The sequence below is a fragment of the Pseudoalteromonas sp. G5_S1_54_S4 genome, assembly GCF_054968565.1.
The window spans coordinates 15,346-39,506 of record NZ_JBQKUL010000034.1; the positions used below are offsets into that span (position 1 = coordinate 15,346).

Consider the following 24,161-nt stretch of genomic DNA (forward strand, 5'->3'; position numbering starts at 1 on the left):
TGCATAAAAATAGGTTTAAAAGGGATAAAAATTCGCATTGTGTTATTGTTTGGGGTTATAGTCGAAAAAAATATTATTTCCTAACTTATTATGTCTTATATAAAAACCATCACATTTTTTTTAGTTATTGTACTAACGGGTTGCTCAGAGTCTGCAACCCCCACTTCCTCGCTCGAAAACAGTCCGGGCGTTAGTTTAAATAATATAAAACAGCATATTAAAACCCTTGCCTCTGATGACTTTGAAGGTCGCGGTCCTTTAACATTGGGTGAAGTAAAAACCGTTGGCTATTTGAGTGAACAATACAAGGCCATAGGGTTAACTGGTGCCTATAACGGTGATTTTTTACATCCGGTTAAAATGGCCATGATCACCGCAGATCAAAACATGCAATTGACCATGGGTGATTTAAGCTTTAAAGCGGGTAAAGACTTTACTGCTCGTACTAAACAATTGCAGCCTGTTATTGATGTTCGCAATTCTGATGTGGTCTTTGTCGGTTATGGTATAAATGCCCCTGAATATAACTGGAACGACTACGCCAATATTGATGTAACCGGTAAAACCGTTATTGTGCTGGTAAACGATCCGGGCTTTGCCACTCAAGACGATACGTTATTTACTGGTAATGCCATGACTTATTATGGTCGTTGGACTTATAAATATGAAGAAGCCGCGCGCCAAGGCGCTAAAGCGGTATTTATTGTTCACGAAACAGCTCCTGCCGCATACCCTTGGGGGGTAGTTGAAAGCTCAAATACCGGCACTAAATACAGTCTAATGGATAACAACCTCAATGCATCTGAATTGCCCGTTATGGGCTGGCTAACACTCGATGCCACCGAGCAAATATTTGCATCAGCACACTTAAATTACCAACAATTAAAACAACAAGCACTTAGTGAGCAATTTCAAGCTAAAGCGTTGAATTTAAAAGCAACCCTTGCATTTAAAAACGAAGTGTCACATGCAAAATCACATAATGTGGTCGCAAAAATCACAGGCAGTGAAAGCCCAGATGAATACATCGTTATTAGTGCCCATTGGGATCACTTTGGCACTAAACAAACCGACAGCGGTCCTAAAATTTATAATGGCGCCGTTGATAACGCATCAGGCACCGCGGCCACCCTTGAGATTGCTCGAATAATGCAAAAAATGCATCAGCAAACACCGTTTAAACGCTCGATTATTTTTGCCAACTTCACCGCCGAAGAAACCGGTTTAATTGGTTCAGCGCAGTTTGCCTCTGGTGACGTGATCCCAACAAAGAATATGGTTGCCCTACTAAATATTGATGGGATGAACGTACTCGATAGCACCGACTATATTTTACAGTACGGTAAAGACCTCTCGACTATGGAACACTATTTAACTAAAGCCGCAAACGCGCAAGGACGTCAAGTTAAACTGGATCCTCGTGCGCAAAATGGCTTATTTTTTAGATCGGATCATTTTTCACTCGCCAAACAAGGTGTGCCAAGCTTACTGTTTATGAGCCTAGGTGATACCGATCCTGACTACATCACTCATAAATACCATAAAGAAGCTGACGATTACTCAGCTGATTGGTCATTAGGTGGGGTAAAACAAGATGTAGAACTGATTGTTGATATAGCCTCACAACTGGCGAATAACGGTGATTGGCCAAAATGGACAAGCGCGTCTGACTTTAAAGCCAAACGCACCGCTGACAAACAATAAATACAATTAAACATTACTACTTAAAATCCTCCTACTCGGAGGGTTTTAGTTTTACCCGTGCCTGTGTAAGTAATGTTTCAGCTTTTGCTCCTAAATACACATATATTGCTAAAGCAATTAAAAGTCCCACCACTGCAAGCATCATCGCTATAGCTGGCATTAAATACTCTGATTGCCCTAATGCGGCTTTAAACATAGTGAGTAGTGCTTCAATTGATATAGCAATTAACACGGTAGAGATAAACCGGGTAATGGTTCGTCGTGTTGATGAGTGTCTAAAAATATCTTTATGCATGAGGATTTCTTCCTCAAGAATTGTTTTGCCAAGATCAAAAACAGCCAATGCTAACGTGATATAAATAATGATGCTAAAGGGTTCTAGGGGATCGGACGAACTATTTACGTGAGTTATTAATTCATAGATGTCGATAAATACGATGTTGAGTAAAAAAAGCACCAAACTAAATAAGCACGCCACAATAATGCCATAACCTGCTTTAAAATAAGGTGACATAGTCGCACGAGCGGTATCACCCATCACAAACTCAATAAGCTGCGTTAAACTTACATCAACAACTAAATAATGTTGATTATTGATAGGTTTGTTTAATTCTTTAATCGCAGATATACATAAATGGTTGGTCGCAATAGAAATATAAGGCGCAGTAAAACAAATAGCATTACAGGCTTTTACATTTAAAAAATAAGGCCGCTCACTTAAATCCTGATTATTGCCTCTCTGTGCTAATTTTTTATTGTAGGCACGTTTAAAACAAACGTTATTGCCCTGTTGTGAGCCCTTCTCGTCCAAACAGTATTGTAATTCTAAAAAAGGATAATGCTTTGTTAAATAGCGCATATCACGATTATTAGCGATGCCGTCATCTATACTCATTAAAATTGATTCTAATAAGCTATGTATTATCTGCTCATATTCGTTATAGCGCTCTACACTACTGATATAACTCATTCTCGCCATAATTAGGCTCCTTAAATACCCTAATCAACAGCTAAGCAAGTTTAAAACCAAAAATTAAAGAACTTAAAAATCAATAACTTAATTTAAATTCATTGACGCCATTGCACTATTTTAGTGACAACTGCACACACTATTTCCCGCCACGCACAAAAAAGCAGCTGAGTATTTACTACTTAGCTGCTTTTTATGTCTCGTTTATAAATTACATAAACGCTTTCATCCGTAATGTAATTACTGAACTTTTGCGAACTCTTCTTTTGAAAGCTCACCGTTGCTATCAACATCTAAATCATCAAATAATTGAGCTAGTTGTGAGTTAGCTTGTGCTTCAGACTGGCTAATAACGCCGTCGCCATCAGTATCGAAAGAATCAAAGTCAACCGCAGCAAAAGCCGCTGAAGATGAAGCAAGTGCAATTAAAGCGAGTGTTTTAGTAAATGTTTTCATAATTAATCCTTAGGCTAAATGCCTTAATTAAAATGGTAAGAAGTCCTTTTCAAAGATCCTTAAGGGAAACTAGTACGCTGAAAATTCGTCTTTAGAAAGTTCACCATTACCATCTACATCTAGCTCTGCAAACTGCTCCATAAGCTCAGCAGCAACCGATGCCTCTGCTTGGCTGATGGTGCCACTGCCATCTACATCAAGCGTTTCAAAGTCTGTGCTTGCAAATACTGCAGATGAAGAAGCAAGCGCCATTAATACCAGTGTTGATTGTAACTTTTTCATAATATAATCCTTCAAAGTGTGCAATGTTCGTCAAATAAAAAATAATTGGCTCAAAACTATCAACCTCATATCCTTGCGATTCTTTGTCATAGGCTCCCTTGCCTATTTAGGTTGTCTTGGGCAACTCAGAATCAGTGGTAGTATTGAGCACTAAAGCTGGTTACGCCTTAGAAAACTCTGCTTTAGATAACTCACCGTTTTGGTCAGTATCAAGCTCAGTAAACTGGCTCATAAGTGAGGCGTCAACTGATGCTTCAGCTTGGCTAATAGCGCCGTTGCCATCCACATCGAGTGTGTCAAAATCGGTTGCTGCAAAAGCCGCTGATGAAGAAGCTAAAGCCATTAATACCAGTGTTGATTTAAGTGTTTTCATAATGTAATTCCTTCATTAGGTTGTGCAATGAAGCGATGTGCTTTATCACGTTTTTGCTAAATACTGCTTAGGTATTACAACTTCGATGCCATGTTTTTAAAGTTATTTAAAAACATGTATTTAGAACGATTTTGAAGTATTTTGATAAAAATAAACCATGATTTTGTTGCTTTTTAGCAACAGCCACAGGGACTGAAATAAATAAACATTTAAAATCAATAAGTTAAATTATAATAAAAAGAGACATGGGAATGAAAAAACTGGAAAAATCATGTTTAGAGCAGTTATGAGAATAAACCGACTCTGAACACATGCGCCATGCTTACTTTAACAATGTAAAATAGTATATATAACGCATTGAAATATAATAACTAAAATAATTTTTCTATTATTTTTTATAAAAACTTTTGAAGAACGATTTAAAAACTATCGTTTTGTTGCCAAATGGCGAATTGGGATGAAAACAAGCTGTAATAGAGGAGAGTCGCTAGCAATGTGTTGCTCTAAAAATCAATAAACTAGTCGCTCATACTCATAAGGGCTATGAGCGTGAGCAATGTGTTTTACAAAGTCTGCTTTATTTCCAACCTTGCAGCCATTTTTGTTGATCTTTTAAATCGCGCCACTGGATTGGGTATTGGTTTTTTGACATTACCGCCTCAGTAATACATTCAATGACGTTGCCGTCTTCATCAAACTCAACCTCAACAATAATAAAATGTTTTTCCTTATTAATTGCTGGGATCGCTGTCCATTTACTATTAAGCAGTTTTTTAGGATTTAATTTATTCATACTACGCCTTCTAAGTTTTCTACTTGAACATACGCATCAGAGCCATTTTTAGTTTTATTAATCTAGGGTCTGTTGACCTTTCAAGGTTAAATTTGCAGCAGTCTGTTTGGTATTTAGGCAAGGCAGAGCCTATGTGGTGTGGTTATTCCCCATAAATAGGCGATAACGCAGCATCAATGCCAAACAGGCGCTGCCCTTCGGGTTCTGCCTAGGGGCGATTTACTCTTTGTTGCCTACATGGATGTAGGTAAGGGGCGTGAGCAGGACGCGGAAGCTTTGCTCGGTTCTTACTTAGTCCACTAGGTTACAAACCTCGCGCCGCGATTAAACCGCTCCTAGTTTGAACAAATTGTAATCCGCAAAGGTCAACAGACCCTAATATTCAAGACACTACTAACGTGCCTTTATACATTTGCATTTGGCAATGAAAAGCATATTCACCCACTTTAAGTGCCGGCAGCTCAACAGTGTTATTTTCACCCATAGCGAGCGTTTTACTGATATCGAGTGAAGGAAACACCACCGTTTCGGCGCATGGGGCGCTGTCTTGTCGATTAAACGTCAGCGTTACTTTTTTATCAGCAGCCACTTTAATATGGGCAGGATAATAAACGCCGTTATTAACCACTATCGTTATTTTGTTGTTATTACTCTGCACTTGCTTAGGTTTGTATAGCCAAAACCAGTAAATAATAACCGCAATTAACAACGCGCCGAGTATATTGATCATCAACATAATGCTACTCCTATTTATAAAATTACGATTTACTGGGTTTAAAAAAGCGCAGGCGATTGGCGTTTGTGACCACAGTTAGTGATGACAACGCCATAGCAGCACCTGCAACAACCGGGTTGAGTAATATACCAAAAAATGGATATAACAGCCCCGCAGCAATTGGAATACCTGCCACATTGTAAATAAATGCACCAAATAAATTTTGCTTAATATTGACTATAGTGGCGCTACTAACCGCAATGGCATCGCCAAGACTCTGTAATGAACCACGCATTAAGGTGATATCAGCGCTCTCAATCGCCACATCGGTGCCAGTGCCAATAGCAAACCCAACATCGGCCTGTGCCAGTGCCGGCGCATCGTTTATACCATCACCCGTCATACCGACTATTTCACCTTTAGCTTGGCGTTTAGTTACTTCACTGGCTTTGTCATCAGGCATTACTTGGGCAATAAAGTCCTTAATACCGACTTTGTTAGCGACGGCTCTGGCGGTAGCTTGGTTATCACCGGTCAGCATAACAACATGGATACCTTTTTTTTGTAGACGTTTAATGGCCTCTGCTGAATCGTCTTTTATCGGATCGGCTACCGCTATAATGGCTTGTAGTTGGGTATCAATAGCAAAATACATTGGCGTTTTAGCGGCGCTGGCTAATTGCTCAGCTTGCTCTTTTGCCTCTGCAATACTGATATTGTGTTGGCTCATAAGCGCTTCATTGCCAAACAATAAAGTTTGTCCATTTAATGTGCCTGTAACACCTTGCCCCGTCACAGCGTTAAAATCGCTGACTTTTTCAATCGTGATATCTTCATTTTCAGCATAACTTACAATAGCTTGCGCTAAAGGATGTTCGGAGCCGCTTTCAAGACTAGCGGCAAGCTTTAGCACGTGTACTTTATCGCTGTCATTAAAATTAATGATATCGGTAACGGTGGGTTTTCCTTCTGTGATCGTGCCAGTCTTATCTAAAATCATGGTGGTTATTTTAGAGGTGGTTTGCAGCGCTTCTCCATTACGAATAAGTATTCCCGATTCAGCGGCTTTACCTATCCCAACCATAATTGACATAGGGGTTGCTAAACCCAGCGCACACGGACAGGCAATGATAAGCACCGTGGTCACGGCCACTACCGCATAAGCAATGCTCGGCTCGGGGCCAAAATTAAGCCATGCAAGGCCCGCGAGCACTGCAATAATCATTACCGTAGGAACAAATACGCCGGATATTACATCGGCTAAACGCCCTATGGAGGGTTTAGAATTTTGTGCTCGTTTAACCATATTAATAATACTGGCAAGTGTGGTTTCACTGCCAATATGGGTGGCTTTAAATAGTAACGTGCCACTTTTATTAATGCTGCCTGCAACAATGATATCGCCCTCAATTTTGTTCACTGGCATAGGCTCACCCGTGAGCATTGACTCATCCACTGAGCTGCGACCTTCAATGACTTCACCATCCACAGGGATTTTTTCACCGGGGCGTACACGCACAGTCTCGTTTTTTAGTACCTCACTAATAGCTATATCTTGCTCTTTGTTATCACGCACTACCCGAGCGGTTTTTGGCTGCAAACCGATTAAGCGTTTTATCGCCTCAGAAGTACGACCGCGGGCTTTTACTTCAAAGGCAAGGCCTAGGCTAATTAAACCGATGATCATCGCTGAGGCTTCAAAATAAACATGCCTAGCCACCTCGGGTAGCACGCTTGGCGCAATGACTACCACCATAGAATACAACCACGCGGTACCTGTGCCCAACGCAATCAGTGTATCCATATTGGCGGTGTGGTTTTTAAATGACTGCCATGCGCCGTTGTAAAACTGTTTACCCGCAATGGCCATAACCACTAAAGTGACTATACCAACAATAAACCAGCCAATACGCTGCGCGTTGGTGGTGACACTCATATCAAAAATAAGCCCATACAACATAAGCGGAGCGCCAACGCCTAGCGCCAATACCATATTACGCATTAGCTTTTTATAGTGTGCGCTATCGGCTTTGGCTTTTTCATCTAACGCGTCTTGCTCCGACTCGCTATTCATTGGCTTAGCCTTGTAACCAATATTTTCGACTGCTTCAATCAGCTCTGCTGATGGCGCATTGCCTTCAACTTGCACACTGCGATCAGCAAAGTTCATTTCAACACGCTGCGCACCTGATACACTTTTTAGCGCTTTTTCTATTTTTGCGACGCAGCTCCCGCAATTAGCACCTTCAATTATAAAGTTTTGCACTGTGTCTTTATTGTTGCTCATTTTGCTTCCTCGGAACTAACTTGCTCGTTAAGGGGATCTACAAAGGTCTCAATTAAACTACATATATCGGCACTTACAGCACCATCGCTTGAGTTTTCCCACTGTTTTACCGCTGCTTGCATACGCGTTCTTAGTTTGAGTGTTTCTTGAAATAGCCGTTCTGTTTCTTCGAGCCGTTTAGTTATTAATTGTCGTGTCAGTGGACACGGACAATTCCCTTGCTCCGACTGAGCAACTATTTGCTGAATATCTTTAATAGAAAAACCAAGTTGCCGTGCACTAATAATAAACTTTAAACGTCGTTGATCGTCTTTGGTATACACCTGATAGCCATTGTTTTGGCTACGAATGGGTTTAAGTAGCTTTATACGCGTGTAGTGCCGCACTGTATCTTGGGTCACTCCCATGATTTTAGCTAGCTGTTTAACATACATAACTCACTCCATCGGGTTTTAATAGTGACATAATAAACCTATGTGTAACACACAGGTCAACCGCTATTTTAAAACTCTGGGAATGCGTTCTCGGCACATTAAATAAGTGATTACGTTTGCTTAAAGAAGAGGAAGAATACAGCAGTCACAAAATAGTGACTGCTAGAAAATGTAGACGTTATTTTGCTACGACTTAGGTTAACTATAGTTTAGTTTGCTTCACTACGCGATTTTTTAAGTGCTTCACCTAGCTGCCCAGCAATTGCTTGGATCTCAGGCATGGCTTCTTGCACTAGAGATTGTGACATTTGCATAGATGCTTGCATCACCTGTGGCATTTTTTTCAAAATAGCTTGCCCTGACTCTGTTTTATAAAAATCGAGCATATCGCTAATCTCTTGCTCACTAAATTGCTTATCATAAAGGTTAACCATCATAGGCTGCATTTTTTGCCAGCTCATTTTGGTTTTTAGCACCTCAGTCATATCGGCATAATATTTGTCAAATATTGGCTTTTCATCTGGCTTTACCCCCATTTGCACCGACATATTTTGCATCATGCCCTCAACTTGAGAATACATAGAGTCAACCATGGCGTCCATATCCATCACCTCTACCAGCTCATCAATTTTTTGTTGCTTAGTAGTTTGCGCTGCATATAGGCTAGTTGAAAAAATAAGTAGTGATAAAAGTAATACCTTACCCATATTAATATCCTTTTTGTATTTGAATTTACGCCATACTCACATGTTCAATAAGTGTTGTAAATGGGAACAACCAAAAAAACAAAAAGCCGAATAACTACCATTATTCGGCTTTTTGTCGTTTGTTAGGGTTAATCTTTTTCGATATTATCGAGTCCTTTCGTTCCATCTTTGGCTTTTAACTTATGATGAATAGCGGTTTTAATTAGCATATAACCACTAATGGGCGCCGTGATTAATAAAAATATAGTGATTAATATTTCTTTTACGCTTAAGCCACTAGCTGAATTGGCAAAAAATACCATCGCAGCCGTGAGTATACTTGCCATCCCTAAAGTGGTTGCTTTAGTTGGCCCATGTAAACGCATAAAAAAGTCCGGCAGTTTAATTAAGCCAATAGAGCCAATTAAAATAAAGAGCCCACCTAATAACAGCAATATTGATACGATCCATTCACTTATCATTTTAATACCTTACTCAATTATATCGCCACGAAGTAAATACTTACATACTGCCACTGTACTTATAAAGCCTAACATTGCGATAAGCAAAGCGGCTTCAAAATATAAACCTGTTCCCATACTGATGCTATATAAAATAATCAATGCTATAACGTTAATATACATTGTATCGAGCGCCAAAATACGATCTGGTACTGATGGACCAATAATAAGTCGCCATAAATTTAGTAGTAATGACAATCCAACCATTGAAAAAACAATCAGTAATACTGTATCTAACATTGAAATATCTCCTTTAGGGGAGCTTCGTAGCGTGCTTTAATTTGTTTGATAAGTGCTTGCTCATCATCTAAATCTAACACGTGAATTAATAAATATCGCTGCGCTGGTTCATCATCTTCATTAAGTGACTTAATGAGAGGATAAACCTCAGCACTTACTGTACCCGGCGTTAAAGACACACAACTAGCTAAAATAGTAATTGGCATTTCATGCATTAAATCGATAGGCACTTTAACAAAACCTGGACGTAAATTTTTTGAAGGGCCCAGTATTAATAAGGCCACTTGTAAATTAGCCACAATAATATCGTAAAGCACAATAAGTAACTGCTTGAACGCCAAGCCAGGCTTTAATATGAGTGGTTGTGGATCTCTAAATGACATACTGAATAAAGGAATAAGCAGTGCTAACAATGCACCCAATATAGTATGCCCTACAGACACACTGTTATTTAATAATAGCCATACTATAAATAAAAATAGACTACGAAACGGTGTGGGTAACCAACGAAAACGAGCTTCTAAGCGCATTACAGACCTCCCTTGAGTACCGCATTAATACCACCACTAATATCGTGAAGTTGTGTTGCTGTTTCAAGTGCATATTGCGTTGCCAAATCACCAAAAACAACCAACAGTATTGAGCTTGTGAGCAGGCCAACAAGTACGATAACTTGCAACGGATGTGCATTAGCAACATCAGCAGCCTCACCGCCTTTGTCTTTATGCTCCCAAAACAAACTCGTGCCTGCACGTGATATAGCAACAATTAACGCTAAGCTCATAATTAAGTAAACAGGCCAAAATACCAGTGCTTGCTCACTGTTTAAGGTGGTTTTTAAAATCCAAATTTTACCTACAAAACCTGAAAGTGGCGGCATACCTATGACGGTTAGTCCAGCGATAATAAAACACGCTCCCAACAAGAATGGTTGTTTAACTACGCGTCCGCCAACTAATCTGTCGCCGGCTTTACCTCGCTGAGTTGCAATTAAATCAGCCAGTAAAAATAGTGCTGCAGTCACTAACGTTGAGTGCACCAAATAATACAATAGTGCAGCTGTGGCGTTTATATTTTGAAGTGCAACCAGTGCCACTAAAGTACCCACAGAAACCAGTACTAAGTTTGCGGTAAGCTTACGTAAATCTTGTGCTGCCAACACCCCGATTGCCCCAATCACTATAGTAGCAATGGCCAACGCCCATAGCCAAGACTGCGCCATATGCTCAAGTTCACCGGCTTGCTCACCAAATACCACTGTATATACGCGTAAAGTGGCGTAAACACCTACTTTGGTCATAATCGCGAATAATGCAGCAACCACAGGTGTCGCACTTGAATAGGCATTTGGGAGCCATAAATGCAGTGGTAATAGTGCACTTTTAAGGGCAAATACTACAAGCAATAGTAACCCGCCCGCTTTAGCTAAATAAACATCATCACCGGTTAACTGCGGTACTTTATTAGCCATATCAGCAATGTTTAGGGTACCCAATACCCCATATAAAATACCTAAGCCGATTAAAAATACACTTGAGCCAACCAAGTTTAAAATAACGTAATGCAGTGCTGCACGTGTTTTTGGTTTACCGCCGCCGTGCATTAATAGCGCATAAGAAGCAATTAGTAATACTTCAAAAAAGACAAAGACGTTAAATAAATCACCCGTTAAAAACGCACCATTTACCCCTAATATTAAAAAATGAACCAAGGGATGGAAAAAGCTGCCTTGCTCGTCATCGCCGGCACACCCATATAAAACCACACCAAGACCTAAAAAGGCGGTTAAAGTAACCAGTAAAGTTGAGAGCATATCTGCTACCAGTACAATACCAAACGGCGCTGACCAGTTACCGATTGCATAAACAATAATCCCGTTATCTTTAACCTGAACCAGCAGTAATACTGTAATTACAAAGGTTAAAATAGCCATTAGGCTTGAAGTTAATCGCCGTGCAAATAAACTTTTGCCACACGGTGGCAGTAGCAGAATGATTGCCGCTAGCATAGGCATTAAAACAGGCAAAGATGCTAAATGCTGAATCATTTTCTCTCCTTGCGTTTACTTCTGGTTAGGGTGCCATCAACATGATCATTCCCTAAATCTGCTCGCCCTCGTATCGATAAAATAACCACAAACGCAGTCATGGCAAATCCTATCACAATAGCTGTTAATACTAAGGCTTGTGGCAGCGGATCGGCGTAATCAGCGCCAGTTCCAAGTACCACCGCTTTATTGATAGTTAAGCGCCCTGATGAGAATAAAAACAAATTAACCGCGTAAGAAATCATTGTCAGCCCCAGTACCACTGGGAATGTGCGCGCTCTTAATAATAAGAACACACCACAGGTGACTAGCACGCCAACGCAAGATGCGTATAACAGTTCCATTAAATATTTACCTCTTCTTTCTCTGCGTTCGCTGTCATATTACCTAAGCTCGCAAGGATCATTAGCGTCGCGCCAATAACGGTTAAGTACACGCCCAAGTCAAATACAATGGCGCTAGCTAGCTCTGTTTTACCAACAAACGGAATATCAAAGTAATCAAACCAGGTAGTTAAGAATGGTTTATCGAAGAACCAACTTCCGACGCCCGTAAACATGGCGATAGCGATACCTGATGCAATAATTTTTCGATAGTTAACATCAAAACGTTCATTAATCCACGCAGTACCATGGGCCATATATTGTAAAATAAAGGCAATAGAGGTCACTAGGCCGGCAATAAATCCACCGCCCGGTAAGTTATGACCACGTAAGAAAATATAAGCGGATACTAATAGCGCCAATGGTAATAAGCTTTGTGAAATACAAGCCAATAAAATAGGGTGACGGTCTTTAGACCATGGGCGCCCTTCACTGTCGCTTGCTGGCATATAAAGCGGAATTCTTGATAACAGTTTAAATATACCCAGTGCTGCAATCCCTAACACGGTGATTTCACCTAAGGTATCAAAGCCCCTAAAATCAACTAAAATAACGTTAACAACGTTAGTACCCCCACCGCCTGTTTTAGCATTAGCAACAAAGAATTCAGAAATTGAATTAAGAGGACGGGTCAGTAATGCATAACAAATACTAGCAATAATTACCCCCACCGTAGAGGAAATAACCACATCACGTAAAATACGCAACGAGCTTGACTCTCTTGGCGTACTTTGCGGTAAGAAAAACAGTGCCAACATTAATAATATGATGGTCGCAACTTCTACTGTAAGTTGCGTTAAGGCCAAGTCAGGCGCTGAAAAACGTGTAAACGCTACCGACACCATTAATCCCACAATCGACAGCATTAATAACGACACCATCCGAATTCGATGCCAAATAACGGTAGCAATAGCACCAATAATCAGTAGCCCTGCACCTATAGCATTTTGAATATCAACTGGGGTGTTAGGTACACTGCCAGCTAGCTGTTTCATTTCAAATAATGGCCAACCTGAGGCAAGTAATACAACGCCTAACATAATAAATACATAGCGTTGTAATGAGCCATTTTCTGTTGATTGGATTTTGTTTTGACACCAATTAACCACAACCGCTAAAAAACGCTCGAAGATTTTTTTAGCGTTAAAAGGAGGTAACGACGCCTGAAACTGGAACAAGTACTTACGATTAACGTAAATAAATAAACCACCAATCACCGCCATACCACTCATAAGTAGAGGTAAATTGAAACCGTGCCAAATAGTTAGCTTGTACTCAGGCATAGCTTGACCAAGTACGGCCAATGAGGCAGCCGATAAAATACCATCTACTGCAAAGTGCGGAAAAATCCCCACTAAAATACATAGCACCACTAAAATTTCGATAGGCACACGCATATAACGTGGCGCCTCATGAGGGGTGCGTGGTAAGTCTATCGGTTCACCATTAAAGAACACGTCATGAATAAAGCGAGATGAGTACGCTACCGACAGCGCACCTGCAACGGTTGCCAGCACAGGAATTAACCACGACATAGAGCCAAGTACTTGCTGACGCAGTGTTTCAGCAAAAAACATTTCTTTAGATAAGAAACCATTTAATAGCGGTACACCCGCCATAGCGGCAGCGGCCACCATCGCCAATGTGGCTGTATAAGGTAAGTAGCGCCACATGCCATTGAGTTTGCGCATATCACGCGTGCCGGTTTCATGGTCAATAATACCCGTGGCCATAAATAACGACGCTTTAAACGTAGCATGGTTAATAATATGAAAAATAGCGGCTACGGTTGCAAGTTGTGTGTCTAGGCCGAGTAATAGAGTAATTAGGCCTAAATGACTAATTGTTGAATAGGCTAATAAGCCTTTTAAATCATGTTTGAATAGCGCAATGTAAGCGCCAAATAAAAGTGTAGTTAAACCCGTCAAACCGACTAATAAAAACCAAGTGTCGGTTCCCGCCAGTGCTGGATAAAAACGCGCAAGTAAAAAGATACCCGCTTTTACCATAGTGGCAGAGTGTAAATAGGCACTAACAGGCGTAGGTGCTGCCATGGCGTGGGGTAACCAAAAATGAAACGGAAATTGTGCAGACTTGGTAAAGGCGCCTAGTAATACTAACACCAGCGCTAATTCGTATAAATCATGTGATTGAATAATCGCTTTGCTAGCTAAAATAGTGTCTAGGTTGTAGCTTCCAACAATATCACCTAGCAGCATTAAGCCGCCCAGTAATGCTAAACCACCCGCACCGGTTACCGCCAGTGCCATACGCGCCCCCTTGCGCGCCTCTGATTTATGCCACCAGTAACTAATCAACAAGAACGAGCTAATACTGGTTAGCTCCCAAAATACCCATAACTGAATCACATTGTTTGACATAACAATGCCCAGCATGGCAGTCATAAATAACATTAAGTAACTAAATAGCTTTGGCAGTGAATCGTTTTGACTTAGGTAATAACGGGCATACAAAATAACCAGCAGCCCTATTCCTAAAATCATAAATAAAAACAGTAAACTCAATCCATCTAAGCGTAAGGAAATATCCAGCCCTAAAGCAGGTATCCACTGCGCGCTAAAACGAATGGTTTCTCCCGCGAGAACCGCAGGCGCATGATAAAGTGTAATTGCAAGCGCGGCTAAAGGCGCAATAGCCGTTAGGCTCGTTGCCTGATTTCGAGAAAGTTTGCCGGTGCATGCAGAAATAACACTGCCTAATAAGGATAACAGGGGTATCCAGAGCAAAGTCATAATGAAGGGCCTTTTTGAATCATAAAGTTTATCAATTCGCTACTTGTTATTATTAAATACCAAAGTGACTTGGGTATACGTTTTATATCTGTTTTTTAACAACATTAATACGTACAGTTATACTGATAAACACGGTTTTTGTCTATAGAAAGCGCTTCTAGCGGGGCAATAATCAAACAAAAAAGTCTATAAATTAATGAACTGGGATAAAACCGGCTCAGCTTTTAAGCAGTTTTAATAGGCTCATATAATCATTGGTTAAACAACCTAAAAGCACTCTATTTAATGATTAAAAGCGCGGGAATAAATCTGCATGTTGCTCTATATGAGTTTGCCACAAAGCCCGATATTGCTCTGAAAGTCCAACCTGTTGATATTGCATAATAGACCACTGTGCGCTTGGCTTATAAGCAACACCTCCTTGCTGACAGCTTTTGCTTTTGTGCCATCCTTTTGGCGCATCAGTGTTATGAGCAATAAATAAGTTAGGGGCAACCAACCCCTCAAGCTGACAAAGCCAAGCTTGTTTTTTTGCTGGTAAAGCGTATTCATCTTCAAAACCATTAAAGTGCATTAATTCATGTAAAAAGACTGCATAATTAGCCTGCGAGTTAATATGCATTAAGCCCTGATGCACATTGGCAGTACCTTGCTTGGGCATCATAATCGCAAAATCGAATCCTTTAGGAAGCCGCTGCTTAAGTGATGACTGTTGCCAATCGCACTGCGCAAGCGTTGCTTTAGTGCTGTTACAAGCAATTGTATTACCAACATATATAGGCTTTGAAAAACAAAATGCATTACTACTAGGCTCTGGGTGTTGTGCGTATTTTTTCACAAAGTGGTTGAGCCTATATAAACCATCACGGTGATCGCTCAGCATTAGCACATTAAATGTGCATTGCTTTTGTATCTCAATTTGCTCGCTCGCTACCAAAAACCCTAATTTATTCATAAAGGGTTGGTTTAATGCATCGAAGGGAGCACGCTGTTGTAACTGTAAATGATAAAAGGCATCCCCTTTAGGTAACTTATTGTGAGCTTTTAATAACGCTAAATCTTGCCAACGCCGTTGAGCAAGCAATGAAGCTGCGAGATGTTTTTGTTGTTTAATTGTTATCTCATCGAGGCTTGCTTGCCAAAAGAGCTTGGCGGTTTCAGTTTGATTATTGGCTATTAATGATAACCCATATCCGTATTGTGCATGGGCTATTTTATTGCGTGCTAAGGTGGCTAATGAGGTCGGGGGGAGTTGTAAAATATGCGATGCAAAGTAACCAGGGAATTGCCAATAACTATCAATCACATTGGCTTTGGCGTGCAATACTTGCCAAAAGCCAATGCTATTTTGTTTATTACTGGAGCCACTAATTAAGCTAGTGCACAGTAATAAAACGCTTAATTTAAAAAAGTTAGCCCGCGCTTTCACTAGCCATCAACTCAAGCTCTAAACGTGCATATTTATATTCTATAAATTCATGAACGTTCGTTGCTAGCGCCAACTTAAAGTAATCTGTTGCAATTGAAAGCTCACCTGCGGCTTGGTGCTGTTTAGCTAAGTAAAAATAAGCTTCACATAAACGTTGAGCATATTCTTGTTGTGAACTTACACCATCGGCTATCCCTGAAAAAAATGCTTTTTCACTCATATCACCTACATACAAGGCAATAAGCTGGTATGCCCATTCATTTTCATCAAGGGCCGCCGCATTAGCTTTTAACGAAGCGAGTGCCTGAGTTTTATCTTGTGCGGCCTGCGCTAAATAAAGCCACAGCACACGATAAGGATCGTTAGGAGAGCGCTCCAAAAACGTTTTAAAGTCATCCTTTGCAAGCGTGGCTCTATCACCATAGTACAAAGCAATACCACGATTTAAATACGCATATTCATGTTCTTGGTCTAACTCTATGGCTGAATCAAAATACTCGTATGCTTTTTCGTATTGCTGCATCAAGGTATGTTGAATCCCCAAAAAGTTATACACTTCAGCCAAATCAGGTTTCAGTTTAACTGCTCGGTTAAAATCAATTCGCGATAAAGTGGTCATGCCTAAGCTATCAAACAGCACACCACGGTCATAATAGAGCTTTGCTTGTTGCTCTGTACTTAAGTCTGCTCTATTTAATAGCTCTGAAAAACGAGCAATGGCAATTTCATTTCTAAAGTCTGATGCAAGTGGCGCAGTAAATGGCACATTAATAATAGCAGCGGGTTTAGTAGTAGCCTGACAAGCGCTTAAAGACAAAATAGCAAAAGATGCCAAGGCTAAATGTTTAAGTCTCATTAAAATCCTTAATACCGAGGTAAGTAGCAAATAGATAAGACATAAGCTGTCTTGTAAGGTTCATTCTTGTTATATGTTACTTAACGTCTTGAACATAATAGGTTGCTAACATTAAAGCATAAAAAAAGGGGCTAAACAGCCCCTTTTTATACTATCCAGTAATTATCTGGATGAAAGATTAGCAATTACGCGTCTTTAGACTCGTCAGCTGCAGGTGCTGCTGATTCCATTGCTTCTTTAATACTTAGACGTACACGGCCTTGGCGGTCTACTTCTAGTACTTTAACTTTAACTTCTTGACCTTCACTAAGGTGATCAGCAACGTTGTTAACACGCTCTGTGCTGATTTGTGAGATATGCACTAGGCCATCTTTACCAGGAAGAATGTTTACAAACGCACCGAAGTCAACGATACGTACAACTTTACCTTCGTAGATAGTCCCAACTTCAAGCTCAGCAGTTAATTGCTCAATACGGCTAATTGCATTTGCTGCACTTTCACCGTCTGTAGCAGCAATTTTGATTGTGCCATCATCACCGATTTCAATCGTAGTACCTGTTTCTTCAGTAAGTTGACGGATAGTTGCGCCACCTTTACCGATAACTTCTGCGATTTTCTTCTGTGGAATTTGCATCGTGTAAATACGCGGTGCAAACATAGATAACTCTTCAGAAGGTGCAGAAATCGCTTCGTCCATCACACCTAGAATGTGTAAACGAGCTGCTTTAGCTTGCTTAAGCGCGATTTGCATGATTTCTTGCGTGATACCTTCAATTTTGATATCCATTTGTAGAGCAGTGATACCGTTAGTTGTACCCGCTACTTTAAAGTCCATGTCACCTAAGTGATCTTCATCACCTAAGATATCTGAAAGTACTACAAAGTTTTCTTCTTCTTTAACTAGGCCCATCGCGATACCCGCAACAGAAGCTTTAATTGGAACACCTGCGTTCATAAGCGCTAGAGACGTACCACAAACCGATGCCATTGAAGATGAACCATTTGATTCAGTGATTTCAGATACAACACGAATTGAGTAAGGGAACTCAGTTAATGTTGGCATTACAGCTTGGATACCACGCTTAGCTAGGTTACCGTGGCCGATTTCACGACGCTTAGGAGAACCTACAAAACCCGTTTCACCTACACAGAATGGAGGGAAGTTGTAGTTAAGCATAAAGTGGTTTTTGTGCGTGCCAGTTAAATCATCGATTAACTGTGAGTCACGTTCTGTACCAAGTGTTGCTGTTACTAATGCTTGCGTTTCACCACGTGTAAAGATTGCAGAACCGTGAGTACGTGGAAGTACACCAGTCATTACATCTAGTGCACGGATCATATCTGGTTCACGACCATCGATACGTTTTTCGCCAGCAGCGATACGGCCACGAACGATTTTCTTCTCAAGTGAACCGAATACTTTACCTACTTCTTGCTTATCAAGCGTTTCGCCTTCAGCAAGTTCGCTAGTAAGCGCTTCAACTACGGCATCTTTTGCTGCAGTTAATGCTTCTTTACGCGCTACTTTATCAGTAATACGGTAAGCTTCGCCTACTTTATCAGCAGCAAGTGTTGCTACTTTCTCTTCTAATGCAACGTTTTTCTCAGGTGCAGTCCAATCCCAAGTAGGCTTGCCTGCTTCTGCTTTAAATTCGTTGATTGCCTTGATGATAGACTGTGATTGCTCATGGCCGTATACAACTGCGCCTAGCATTACGTCTTCCGCAAGTACGTCTGCTTCTGATTCAACCATAAGTACGGCGTTATCAGTGCCAGCAACAACTAAATCAAGTTGGCTTTCTTCAAGCTCTTTTAGTGTTGGGTTAAGTACGTATTCACCGTTGATGTAACCAACACGTGATGCACCAATTGGACCGCTGAACGGGATACCAGAGATAGCAAGTGCTGCTGATGTACCAATCATCGCAACCATATCAGGTTGGATTTCAGGGTTTACAGAAACAACAGTCGCGATAACTTGTACTTCGTTTACGAAACCATTTGGAAAAAGTGGACGAATTGGACGGTCAATAAGACGTGCAATTAGCGTTTCGCCATCGTTAGGACGACCTTCACGCTTAAGGAAACCACCTGGGATACGACCTGCAGCGTACATACGCTCTTGGTAGTTAACTGTTAGTGGGAAAAAGTCTTGGCCTGGTTGAGCTTCACGCTTACCAACAACCGTTACGAGTACTGACGTGTCGCCAATGCTTGCTAGTACTGCGCCGTCTGCTTGACGAGCGATAGCACCTGTTTCTAGCGTCACTGTGTGTTGACCTAGTTGAAATTCTTTTATAATTGCTTGCACTTAAAATATTCCTTAAATGTATTTTTAGTATTAATTAAGTTTTCATCAAAGTACCAATTACAGTACATAATTGTATTCAGTTGGAAATCAATTAAGTACTACAATTGGCAATGATGTAAATAACCGTAGATAAACCTTTTTATCTACGCGCCATAGTATATAACAAAGTCAGGTAAAATTGCGAGCTTAGCACCGAGATAAAATAGTGCTTACAGCAATGCCAAAAACATTCGCTTTGTGAATGATAATAGTATGGCTTTTATTCGATATTTCAAGGGGTTTACTGAAAAGTACTGGGGAAGACGAGAAAATTTAAGCACAAAAAAAGGAGCTAAAAAGCTCCCTTTTTGATAATCAAGTTCTTAGCGACGTAGGCCAAGCTCTTTGATTAACGCAGTGTAACGCGAGATATCTTTACCTTTAAGGTAATCAAGCAGTTTACGGCGAGTGCTTACTTTACGAAGCAGACCACGACGTGAGTGGAAGTCATGCTTGTGATCAGCAAAGTGACCTTGAAGCTTGTTGATATCAAAAGTAAGTAATGCTACTTGTACTTCAGGTGAACCAGTGTCGCCTTCAGCGCGTGCGAATTTAGCAATGATATCGATTTTTTCTTGATTGCTTAGTGACATAATAACTCCAAAAGTTAAATTTAATAGGTGCTTTAGCCGATCACTAATTCAGCCAAAACGATTAAGCGGGCGTATTCTACCAATTATCAGCATAACTACAAGTTAAACTTTACTCTGGTTGCTGATTAGACAAGCCACGTTTTGATTTTAGATGGCCATCAGGATTACGTTCACCAGTACCAATAAAAATTCCGTCAGCCAGAACTTTTATTGCACCTTCAGGTAATTCTTTACCTAGCACCACAGCTTGACCATGGCTAAATGCTATTCCCTGCTCTTTAGTAATTTCCACAACAGGTAAATCAACTAACGCGGTATCCATTGGCAATAATAGTTCGTCAAGGTAAGTAGAAGGCGCAACGTCTTGTTCTTTCGCTTGATTTAATAACGTTTCTAACTGCTCAAGTGTGACCATTTTATCTGCTGGGTAATGCCCTACAGCACTACGATGCAGCATAATCACATGCGCGCCGCAGCCAAGGTTTTCACCTAAGTCATCAACAATAGTACGAATATACGTGCCTTTAGATACATGGGCAGTCATTTGTATTTCGTTAGCTTGCTCATCAAACTCATCAAGCGTTAAGCTAAATACGTTAATTTTTCGACACTTACGAGGGACTTCTATGCCTTCGCGCGCGTATTTATATAAAGGCTTGCCTTCATATTTAAGCGCTGAGTACATTGATGGGTATTGATCTGACTCACCTAAAAATTTAGCAATTTCCTGTGTAAGCAGTTCAGCAGTAACATTAACATCACGCGTTTCGACCACTTCACCATCAGAGTCTGACGTGGTAGTACGCTCACCCAGTTTTGCTCGCACAACATAGGTTTTATCTGTATCGAGTAAAAACTGGGTAAACTTAGTGGCTTCACCAAAACAAATAGGCAGCATACCGGTCGCAAGCGGATCGAGCGCACCAGTGTGCCCTGCTTTTTGAGCAAAATAAATACCTTTCGCTTGCTGCAGTGCTTTGTTTGATGAAATACCTTCTGGTTTGTTTAACAACAAAATACCATCAACTGGACGGCCTTTACTGCGTCTTGCCATTAGTCTTTAGTGCCTTCTTCGCTATCTGTTTCATCATCAACATGCTTAGCATTATCTTCACGAATGATAGAGTCCACTAAGTTAGAGATTCGCATCCCTTCCATTAATGAATTATCAACCACAAATTTAAGCTCAGGCATGATACGCGCACGAATACGTTTACCTAGCAACGAGCGGATATAACCGGTTGCTTCGTTAAGTACTTTGGCACTTTGTTTGGCTGCATTTTCATCTTCAGTGTTAAACACGGTGATAAAAACTTTGGCATAAGATAAATCGCGCGATACTTCTACCGCAGACACTGTCACCATGCCCAAGCGTGGATCTTTAATTTCGCGTTGTAAAATCACCGCAATTTCTTTTTGAATTTGCTGAGCAACACGATCAGTGCGAGAAAATTCTCTCATTTCACTTTCCTAAAATTATAACTTATTGAAAAATAATAATAAGCTAACTAAATAATGGATACACAAATGGGGGCTGAGCCCCCATTTAAAATCTTAGCATAGGTTATGTTGGGCTATCGAGGTACAACCTTGAATGTCCAACACCACCTAATAACAATTAAAGAGTACGTTGTACTTCAACTGTTTCAAATACTTCGATTTGGTCACCAACGCGAACATCATTGTAGTTCTTAACGCCGATACCACATTCCATGCCGTTACGAACATCAGCAACGTCATCTTTAAAGCGACGTAATGACTCAAGCTCGCCTTCGTAAATAACCACGTTATCACGAAGTACACGAATTGGTGCGCTACGCTTGATAGTACCTTCAGTAACCATACAACCGGCAATTGCACCAATTTTTGGAGACTTAAATACGTCACGTACTTCAGCAAGACCAATGATCTCTTGTTTAAACTCAGGCGCAAGCATACCAGACATGGCTTGCTTAACTTCTTCGATTAGCGCGTAGATTACGCTGTAGTAACGAAGATCTAGGTTTTCAGAGTCAATCACTTTACGCGCTGATGCATCAGCACGAACGTTGAAGCCAACCACAATCGCGTTAGACGCTGCCGCAAGAGTTGCATCAGTTTCTGTGATACCACCAACACCAGAACCAACAATCTTCACTTTTACTTCATCAGTAGAAAGCTTAGTTAGTGAGTCTGAAATTGCTTCGATTGAACCTTGAACGTCTGCTTTAAGTACCACGTTAACTTCAGATACGTCGCCTTCAGTCATGTTAGTAAACATGTTTTCAAGCTTCGCTTTTTGTTGACGCGCTAGTTTAACATCGCGGAATTTACCTTGACGGTAAAGTGCAACTTCACGCGCTTTACGCTCATCTTTAACTACAGTTGCTTCATCACCGGCAGCTGGAATACCAGACAGACCTAAAATCTCAACTGGAATAGAAGGACCGGCAGACTTAATGTCTTTACCGTTTTCATCGCGCATTGCACGAACACGGCCGTATTCAAGACCACATAATACAATGTCACCTTGATTAAGCGTACCTGACTGAACAAGAATAGACGCAACAGGACCACGGCCTTTATCAAGACGTGATTCAATAACAACACCTGCAGCCATACCTTCGGTCGGCGCATTTAACTCTAAAAGCTCAGATTGCATTAATACAGCTTCTAGTAGGTCATCAATACCTAAACCAGTTTTTGCTGAAATGTGCACGTACTGTGTATCGCCGCCCCACTCTTCTGGGATAACGTCTAGCTGAGCTAGTTCGTTTTTAACGCGATCTGGATCTGCGCCTTCTTTATCCATTTTGTTAACAGCAATAATTAAAGGAACGCCAGCTGCGCGAGCATGCTGTACCGCTTCTTTAGTTTGTGGCATTACGCCATCATCAGCTGCAACTACTAGGATCACGATATCAGTCGCTTTTGCACCACGAGCACGCATTGATGTAAATGCGGCGTGACCCGGAGTATCTAAGAAAGTGATCATGTTGCCGTTAGTTTCAACGTGGTATGCACCAATGTGCTGTGTAATACCACCGGCTTCGCCTGATGCAACTTTAGCTGAACGAATGTAATCAAGCGTCGATGTTTTACCGTGGTCAACGTGACCCATAACAGTTACTACTGGCGCACGTGGCTCTGACTTACCATCTTCATGGCGGTCATTAAGTACTGTTTGCTCTAATTCGTTTTCTTTAACGATGATAACTTTATGGCCCATTTCTTCTGCTACAAGTTGCGCAGTTTCTTGGTCAATAACTTGGTTAATAGTAACCATGTCACCCATTTTCATCATAGTTTTTACAACTTCAGCACCTTTAACCGCCATGCGTGATGCAAGCTCAGCAACTGTAATTGTTTCACTAATACGCACTTCGTTTTTAACATCAGCCGTTGGTTTTTGGAAACCGTGCTGTAATGACGCTGGCGCTTTTAGCTTACCTTTTTTACCTTTAGACGCTGCAAATTTATCTTTTGCTGGCGCTTTTTTCTTTTTCTTCGCACGGCGAGAGCCTTGCTCTTCGCGAGCATCAGCTACATCTTCTGCTTCACGTGCGTACGTTGAAGTCGTAAGGTGGTGATCCGCGGTTTCTTCGCGTTTCTTACGTTCTTCTTCTTCTTTCTTCCAGCGTGCTGAGTTCTCTTCAGCTAGCTTTCTTGCCTCTTCTGCTTGACGTTTCGCTTCTTCTTCAGCTTTCTTCAATGCGGCCTCTTCTGCTTCTTTTTGCAGACGCTCAGCTTCGATGCGATCTTTCTCAGACTTAGCACTTTGCTCAGGGGTCATCTGCTGTTGTTTCGCTTTACGCTCAGCATCTGCTTTGCGTTTAGCTTCTTCTTTGGCTTTACGATCAGCATCTTCTTTCGCTTTACGTTCTGCCTCTTGTTTTGCCTTTAATTCAGCAGCGGCTTGTTCAGCTTTTTGCTGCTCTTCAAGACGTGCTTTTTCTTCAGCGGCTAGACGTTGCTGTTCTTGCTCTTGCTCAACGGCACTTTTTTTCACATAAGTGCGTGTTTTACGAACTTCAACTTGCACAGCTTTTGCTTTACCCGTAGAGCCCGTCACACTTAATGTGCTTTTGCTCTTACGTTGCAATGTCATGCGAGCAGGGCCTTCAGAGCCCGTGCCACCATGTTGCTTGCTTAGGTGATCAAGTAACGTCGCTTTTTCAGCTTCAGTTACATTATCGCCTGCTTGTTTAGTAATACCGGCTTGTGAAAACTGCTGTAGTAATTTATCAACAGTTGTACCTATATCACCGGCTAGTTTTTCAACATTTACTTCTGCCATAGTCTCTAATAC

The 24,161-nt window shown here is 41.0% G+C and carries 23 protein-coding genes; 1 reads left to right on the forward strand and 22 read right to left on the reverse strand.

The window, feature by feature from the left end:
- Positions 1-90: 90 nt before the first annotated feature.
- Positions 91-1,704 carry a M28 family metallopeptidase gene (locus tag ACTRWE_RS13165; RefSeq protein ID WP_350655128.1) on the forward strand — a complete coding sequence of 538 codons (1,614 nt, stop codon included), beginning with the start codon at positions 91-93 and terminating at the stop codon, positions 1,702-1,704.
- Positions 1,705-1,735: 31 nt separating this feature from the next.
- Here the strand turns inward: ACTRWE_RS13165 and ACTRWE_RS13170 are convergent, their stop codons facing one another.
- From ACTRWE_RS13170 to infB, 22 genes are all read right to left on the reverse strand, one after another.
- Complete coding sequence (locus ACTRWE_RS13170; RefSeq protein WP_462880131.1) at positions 1,736-2,683, reverse strand: general glycosylation pathway protein; 948 nt, start codon at positions 2,681-2,683, stop codon at positions 1,736-1,738.
- 231 nt (positions 2,684-2,914) lie between these two features.
- The gene (locus tag ACTRWE_RS13175) at positions 2,915-3,130 is read right to left on the reverse strand and encodes an EF-hand domain-containing protein (RefSeq protein ID WP_008467119.1); all 216 of its coding nucleotides are present in this window, start codon (positions 3,128-3,130) and stop codon (positions 2,915-2,917) included.
- Between the two features lie 69 nt (positions 3,131-3,199).
- Positions 3,200-3,412, reverse strand: a complete 213-nt coding sequence (locus ACTRWE_RS13180; RefSeq protein ID WP_008467121.1) for an EF-hand domain-containing protein — start codon at positions 3,410-3,412, stop codon at positions 3,200-3,202.
- A 160-nt stretch (positions 3,413-3,572) separates the two neighbouring features.
- The gene (locus ACTRWE_RS13185) at positions 3,573-3,785 is read right to left on the reverse strand and encodes an EF-hand domain-containing protein (RefSeq protein WP_008467122.1); all 213 of its coding nucleotides are present in this window, start codon (positions 3,783-3,785) and stop codon (positions 3,573-3,575) included.
- 577 nt (positions 3,786-4,362) lie between these two features.
- Positions 4,363-4,578 carry a TIGR02450 family Trp-rich protein gene (locus ACTRWE_RS13190; protein ID WP_008467123.1) on the reverse strand — a complete coding sequence of 72 codons (216 nt, stop codon included), beginning with the start codon at positions 4,576-4,578 and terminating at the stop codon, positions 4,363-4,365.
- Between the two features lie 382 nt (positions 4,579-4,960).
- Positions 4,961-5,314, reverse strand: a complete 354-nt coding sequence (locus ACTRWE_RS13195; RefSeq protein WP_016899462.1) for a cupredoxin domain-containing protein — start codon at positions 5,312-5,314, stop codon at positions 4,961-4,963.
- 22 nt (positions 5,315-5,336) lie between these two features.
- Complete coding sequence (locus tag ACTRWE_RS13200; RefSeq protein ID WP_462880132.1) at positions 5,337-7,580, reverse strand: heavy metal translocating P-type ATPase; 2,244 nt, start codon at positions 7,578-7,580, stop codon at positions 5,337-5,339.
- Positions 7,577-8,014, reverse strand: a complete 438-nt coding sequence (locus ACTRWE_RS13205; protein ID WP_013464548.1) for a MerR family transcriptional regulator — start codon at positions 8,012-8,014, stop codon at positions 7,577-7,579. Before ACTRWE_RS13205 ends, ACTRWE_RS13200 begins: the two co-directional genes overlap by 4 nt.
- Positions 8,015-8,223: 209 nt before the next feature.
- On the reverse strand, positions 8,224-8,721 hold the full coding sequence (locus ACTRWE_RS13210) for a DUF2059 domain-containing protein (protein ID WP_462880133.1): 498 nt from the start codon (positions 8,719-8,721) through the stop codon (positions 8,224-8,226).
- A gap of 128 nt (positions 8,722-8,849) precedes the next feature.
- Positions 8,850-9,182 (reverse strand): Na+/H+ antiporter subunit G, encoded by a 333-nt coding sequence (locus tag ACTRWE_RS13215; RefSeq protein ID WP_013464546.1) that lies wholly within the window; start codon positions 9,180-9,182, stop codon positions 8,850-8,852.
- 9 nt (positions 9,183-9,191) lie between these two features.
- Positions 9,192-9,461, reverse strand: a complete 270-nt coding sequence (locus ACTRWE_RS13220; protein WP_008114565.1) for a K+/H+ antiporter subunit F — start codon at positions 9,459-9,461, stop codon at positions 9,192-9,194.
- Positions 9,455-9,991 carry a Na+/H+ antiporter subunit E gene (locus ACTRWE_RS13225; protein ID WP_350607731.1) on the reverse strand — a complete coding sequence of 179 codons (537 nt, stop codon included), beginning with the start codon at positions 9,989-9,991 and terminating at the stop codon, positions 9,455-9,457. The genes ACTRWE_RS13220 and ACTRWE_RS13225 overlap by 7 nt, the downstream gene beginning before the upstream one ends.
- Complete coding sequence (locus ACTRWE_RS13230; RefSeq protein ID WP_350607728.1) at positions 9,991-11,508, reverse strand: monovalent cation/H+ antiporter subunit D; 1,518 nt, start codon at positions 11,506-11,508, stop codon at positions 9,991-9,993. Before ACTRWE_RS13230 ends, ACTRWE_RS13225 begins: the two co-directional genes overlap by 1 nt.
- Positions 11,505-11,852: a Na+/H+ antiporter subunit C gene (locus tag ACTRWE_RS13235; RefSeq protein ID WP_013464542.1), complete on the reverse strand. Its 348-nt coding sequence runs from the start codon at positions 11,850-11,852 to the stop codon at positions 11,505-11,507. Before ACTRWE_RS13235 ends, ACTRWE_RS13230 begins: the two co-directional genes overlap by 4 nt.
- Positions 11,852-14,644: a monovalent cation/H+ antiporter subunit A gene (locus ACTRWE_RS13240; RefSeq protein ID WP_462880134.1), complete on the reverse strand. Its 2,793-nt coding sequence runs from the start codon at positions 14,642-14,644 to the stop codon at positions 11,852-11,854. Before ACTRWE_RS13240 ends, ACTRWE_RS13235 begins: the two co-directional genes overlap by 1 nt.
- Positions 14,645-14,933: 289 nt before the next feature.
- The gene (locus ACTRWE_RS13245) at positions 14,934-16,073 is read right to left on the reverse strand and encodes a hypothetical protein (RefSeq protein WP_013464540.1); all 1,140 of its coding nucleotides are present in this window, start codon (positions 16,071-16,073) and stop codon (positions 14,934-14,936) included.
- Positions 16,057-16,929, reverse strand: a complete 873-nt coding sequence (nlpI, locus tag ACTRWE_RS13250) for a lipoprotein NlpI (protein ID WP_013464539.1) — start codon at positions 16,927-16,929, stop codon at positions 16,057-16,059. The genes ACTRWE_RS13245 and nlpI overlap by 17 nt, the downstream gene beginning before the upstream one ends.
- 185 nt (positions 16,930-17,114) lie before the next feature.
- On the reverse strand, positions 17,115-19,241 hold the full coding sequence (gene pnp, locus ACTRWE_RS13255) for a polyribonucleotide nucleotidyltransferase (RefSeq protein ID WP_013464538.1): 2,127 nt from the start codon (positions 19,239-19,241) through the stop codon (positions 17,115-17,117).
- A 362-nt stretch (positions 19,242-19,603) separates the two neighbouring features.
- Complete coding sequence (rpsO, locus tag ACTRWE_RS13260) at positions 19,604-19,873, reverse strand: 30S ribosomal protein S15 (protein ID WP_006793376.1); 270 nt, start codon at positions 19,871-19,873, stop codon at positions 19,604-19,606.
- Positions 19,874-19,982: 109 nt separating this feature from the next.
- Positions 19,983-20,927, reverse strand: a complete 945-nt coding sequence (gene truB / locus ACTRWE_RS13265; RefSeq protein WP_013464537.1) for a tRNA pseudouridine(55) synthase TruB — start codon at positions 20,925-20,927, stop codon at positions 19,983-19,985.
- Positions 20,927-21,334, reverse strand: a complete 408-nt coding sequence (gene rbfA / locus ACTRWE_RS13270) for a 30S ribosome-binding factor RbfA (protein WP_008467148.1) — start codon at positions 21,332-21,334, stop codon at positions 20,927-20,929. The genes truB and rbfA overlap by 1 nt, the downstream gene beginning before the upstream one ends.
- A 157-nt stretch (positions 21,335-21,491) precedes the next feature.
- Positions 21,492-24,149: a translation initiation factor IF-2 gene (gene infB, locus ACTRWE_RS13275; RefSeq protein ID WP_013464536.1), complete on the reverse strand. Its 2,658-nt coding sequence runs from the start codon at positions 24,147-24,149 to the stop codon at positions 21,492-21,494.
- Positions 24,150-24,161 lie beyond the last annotated feature (12 nt).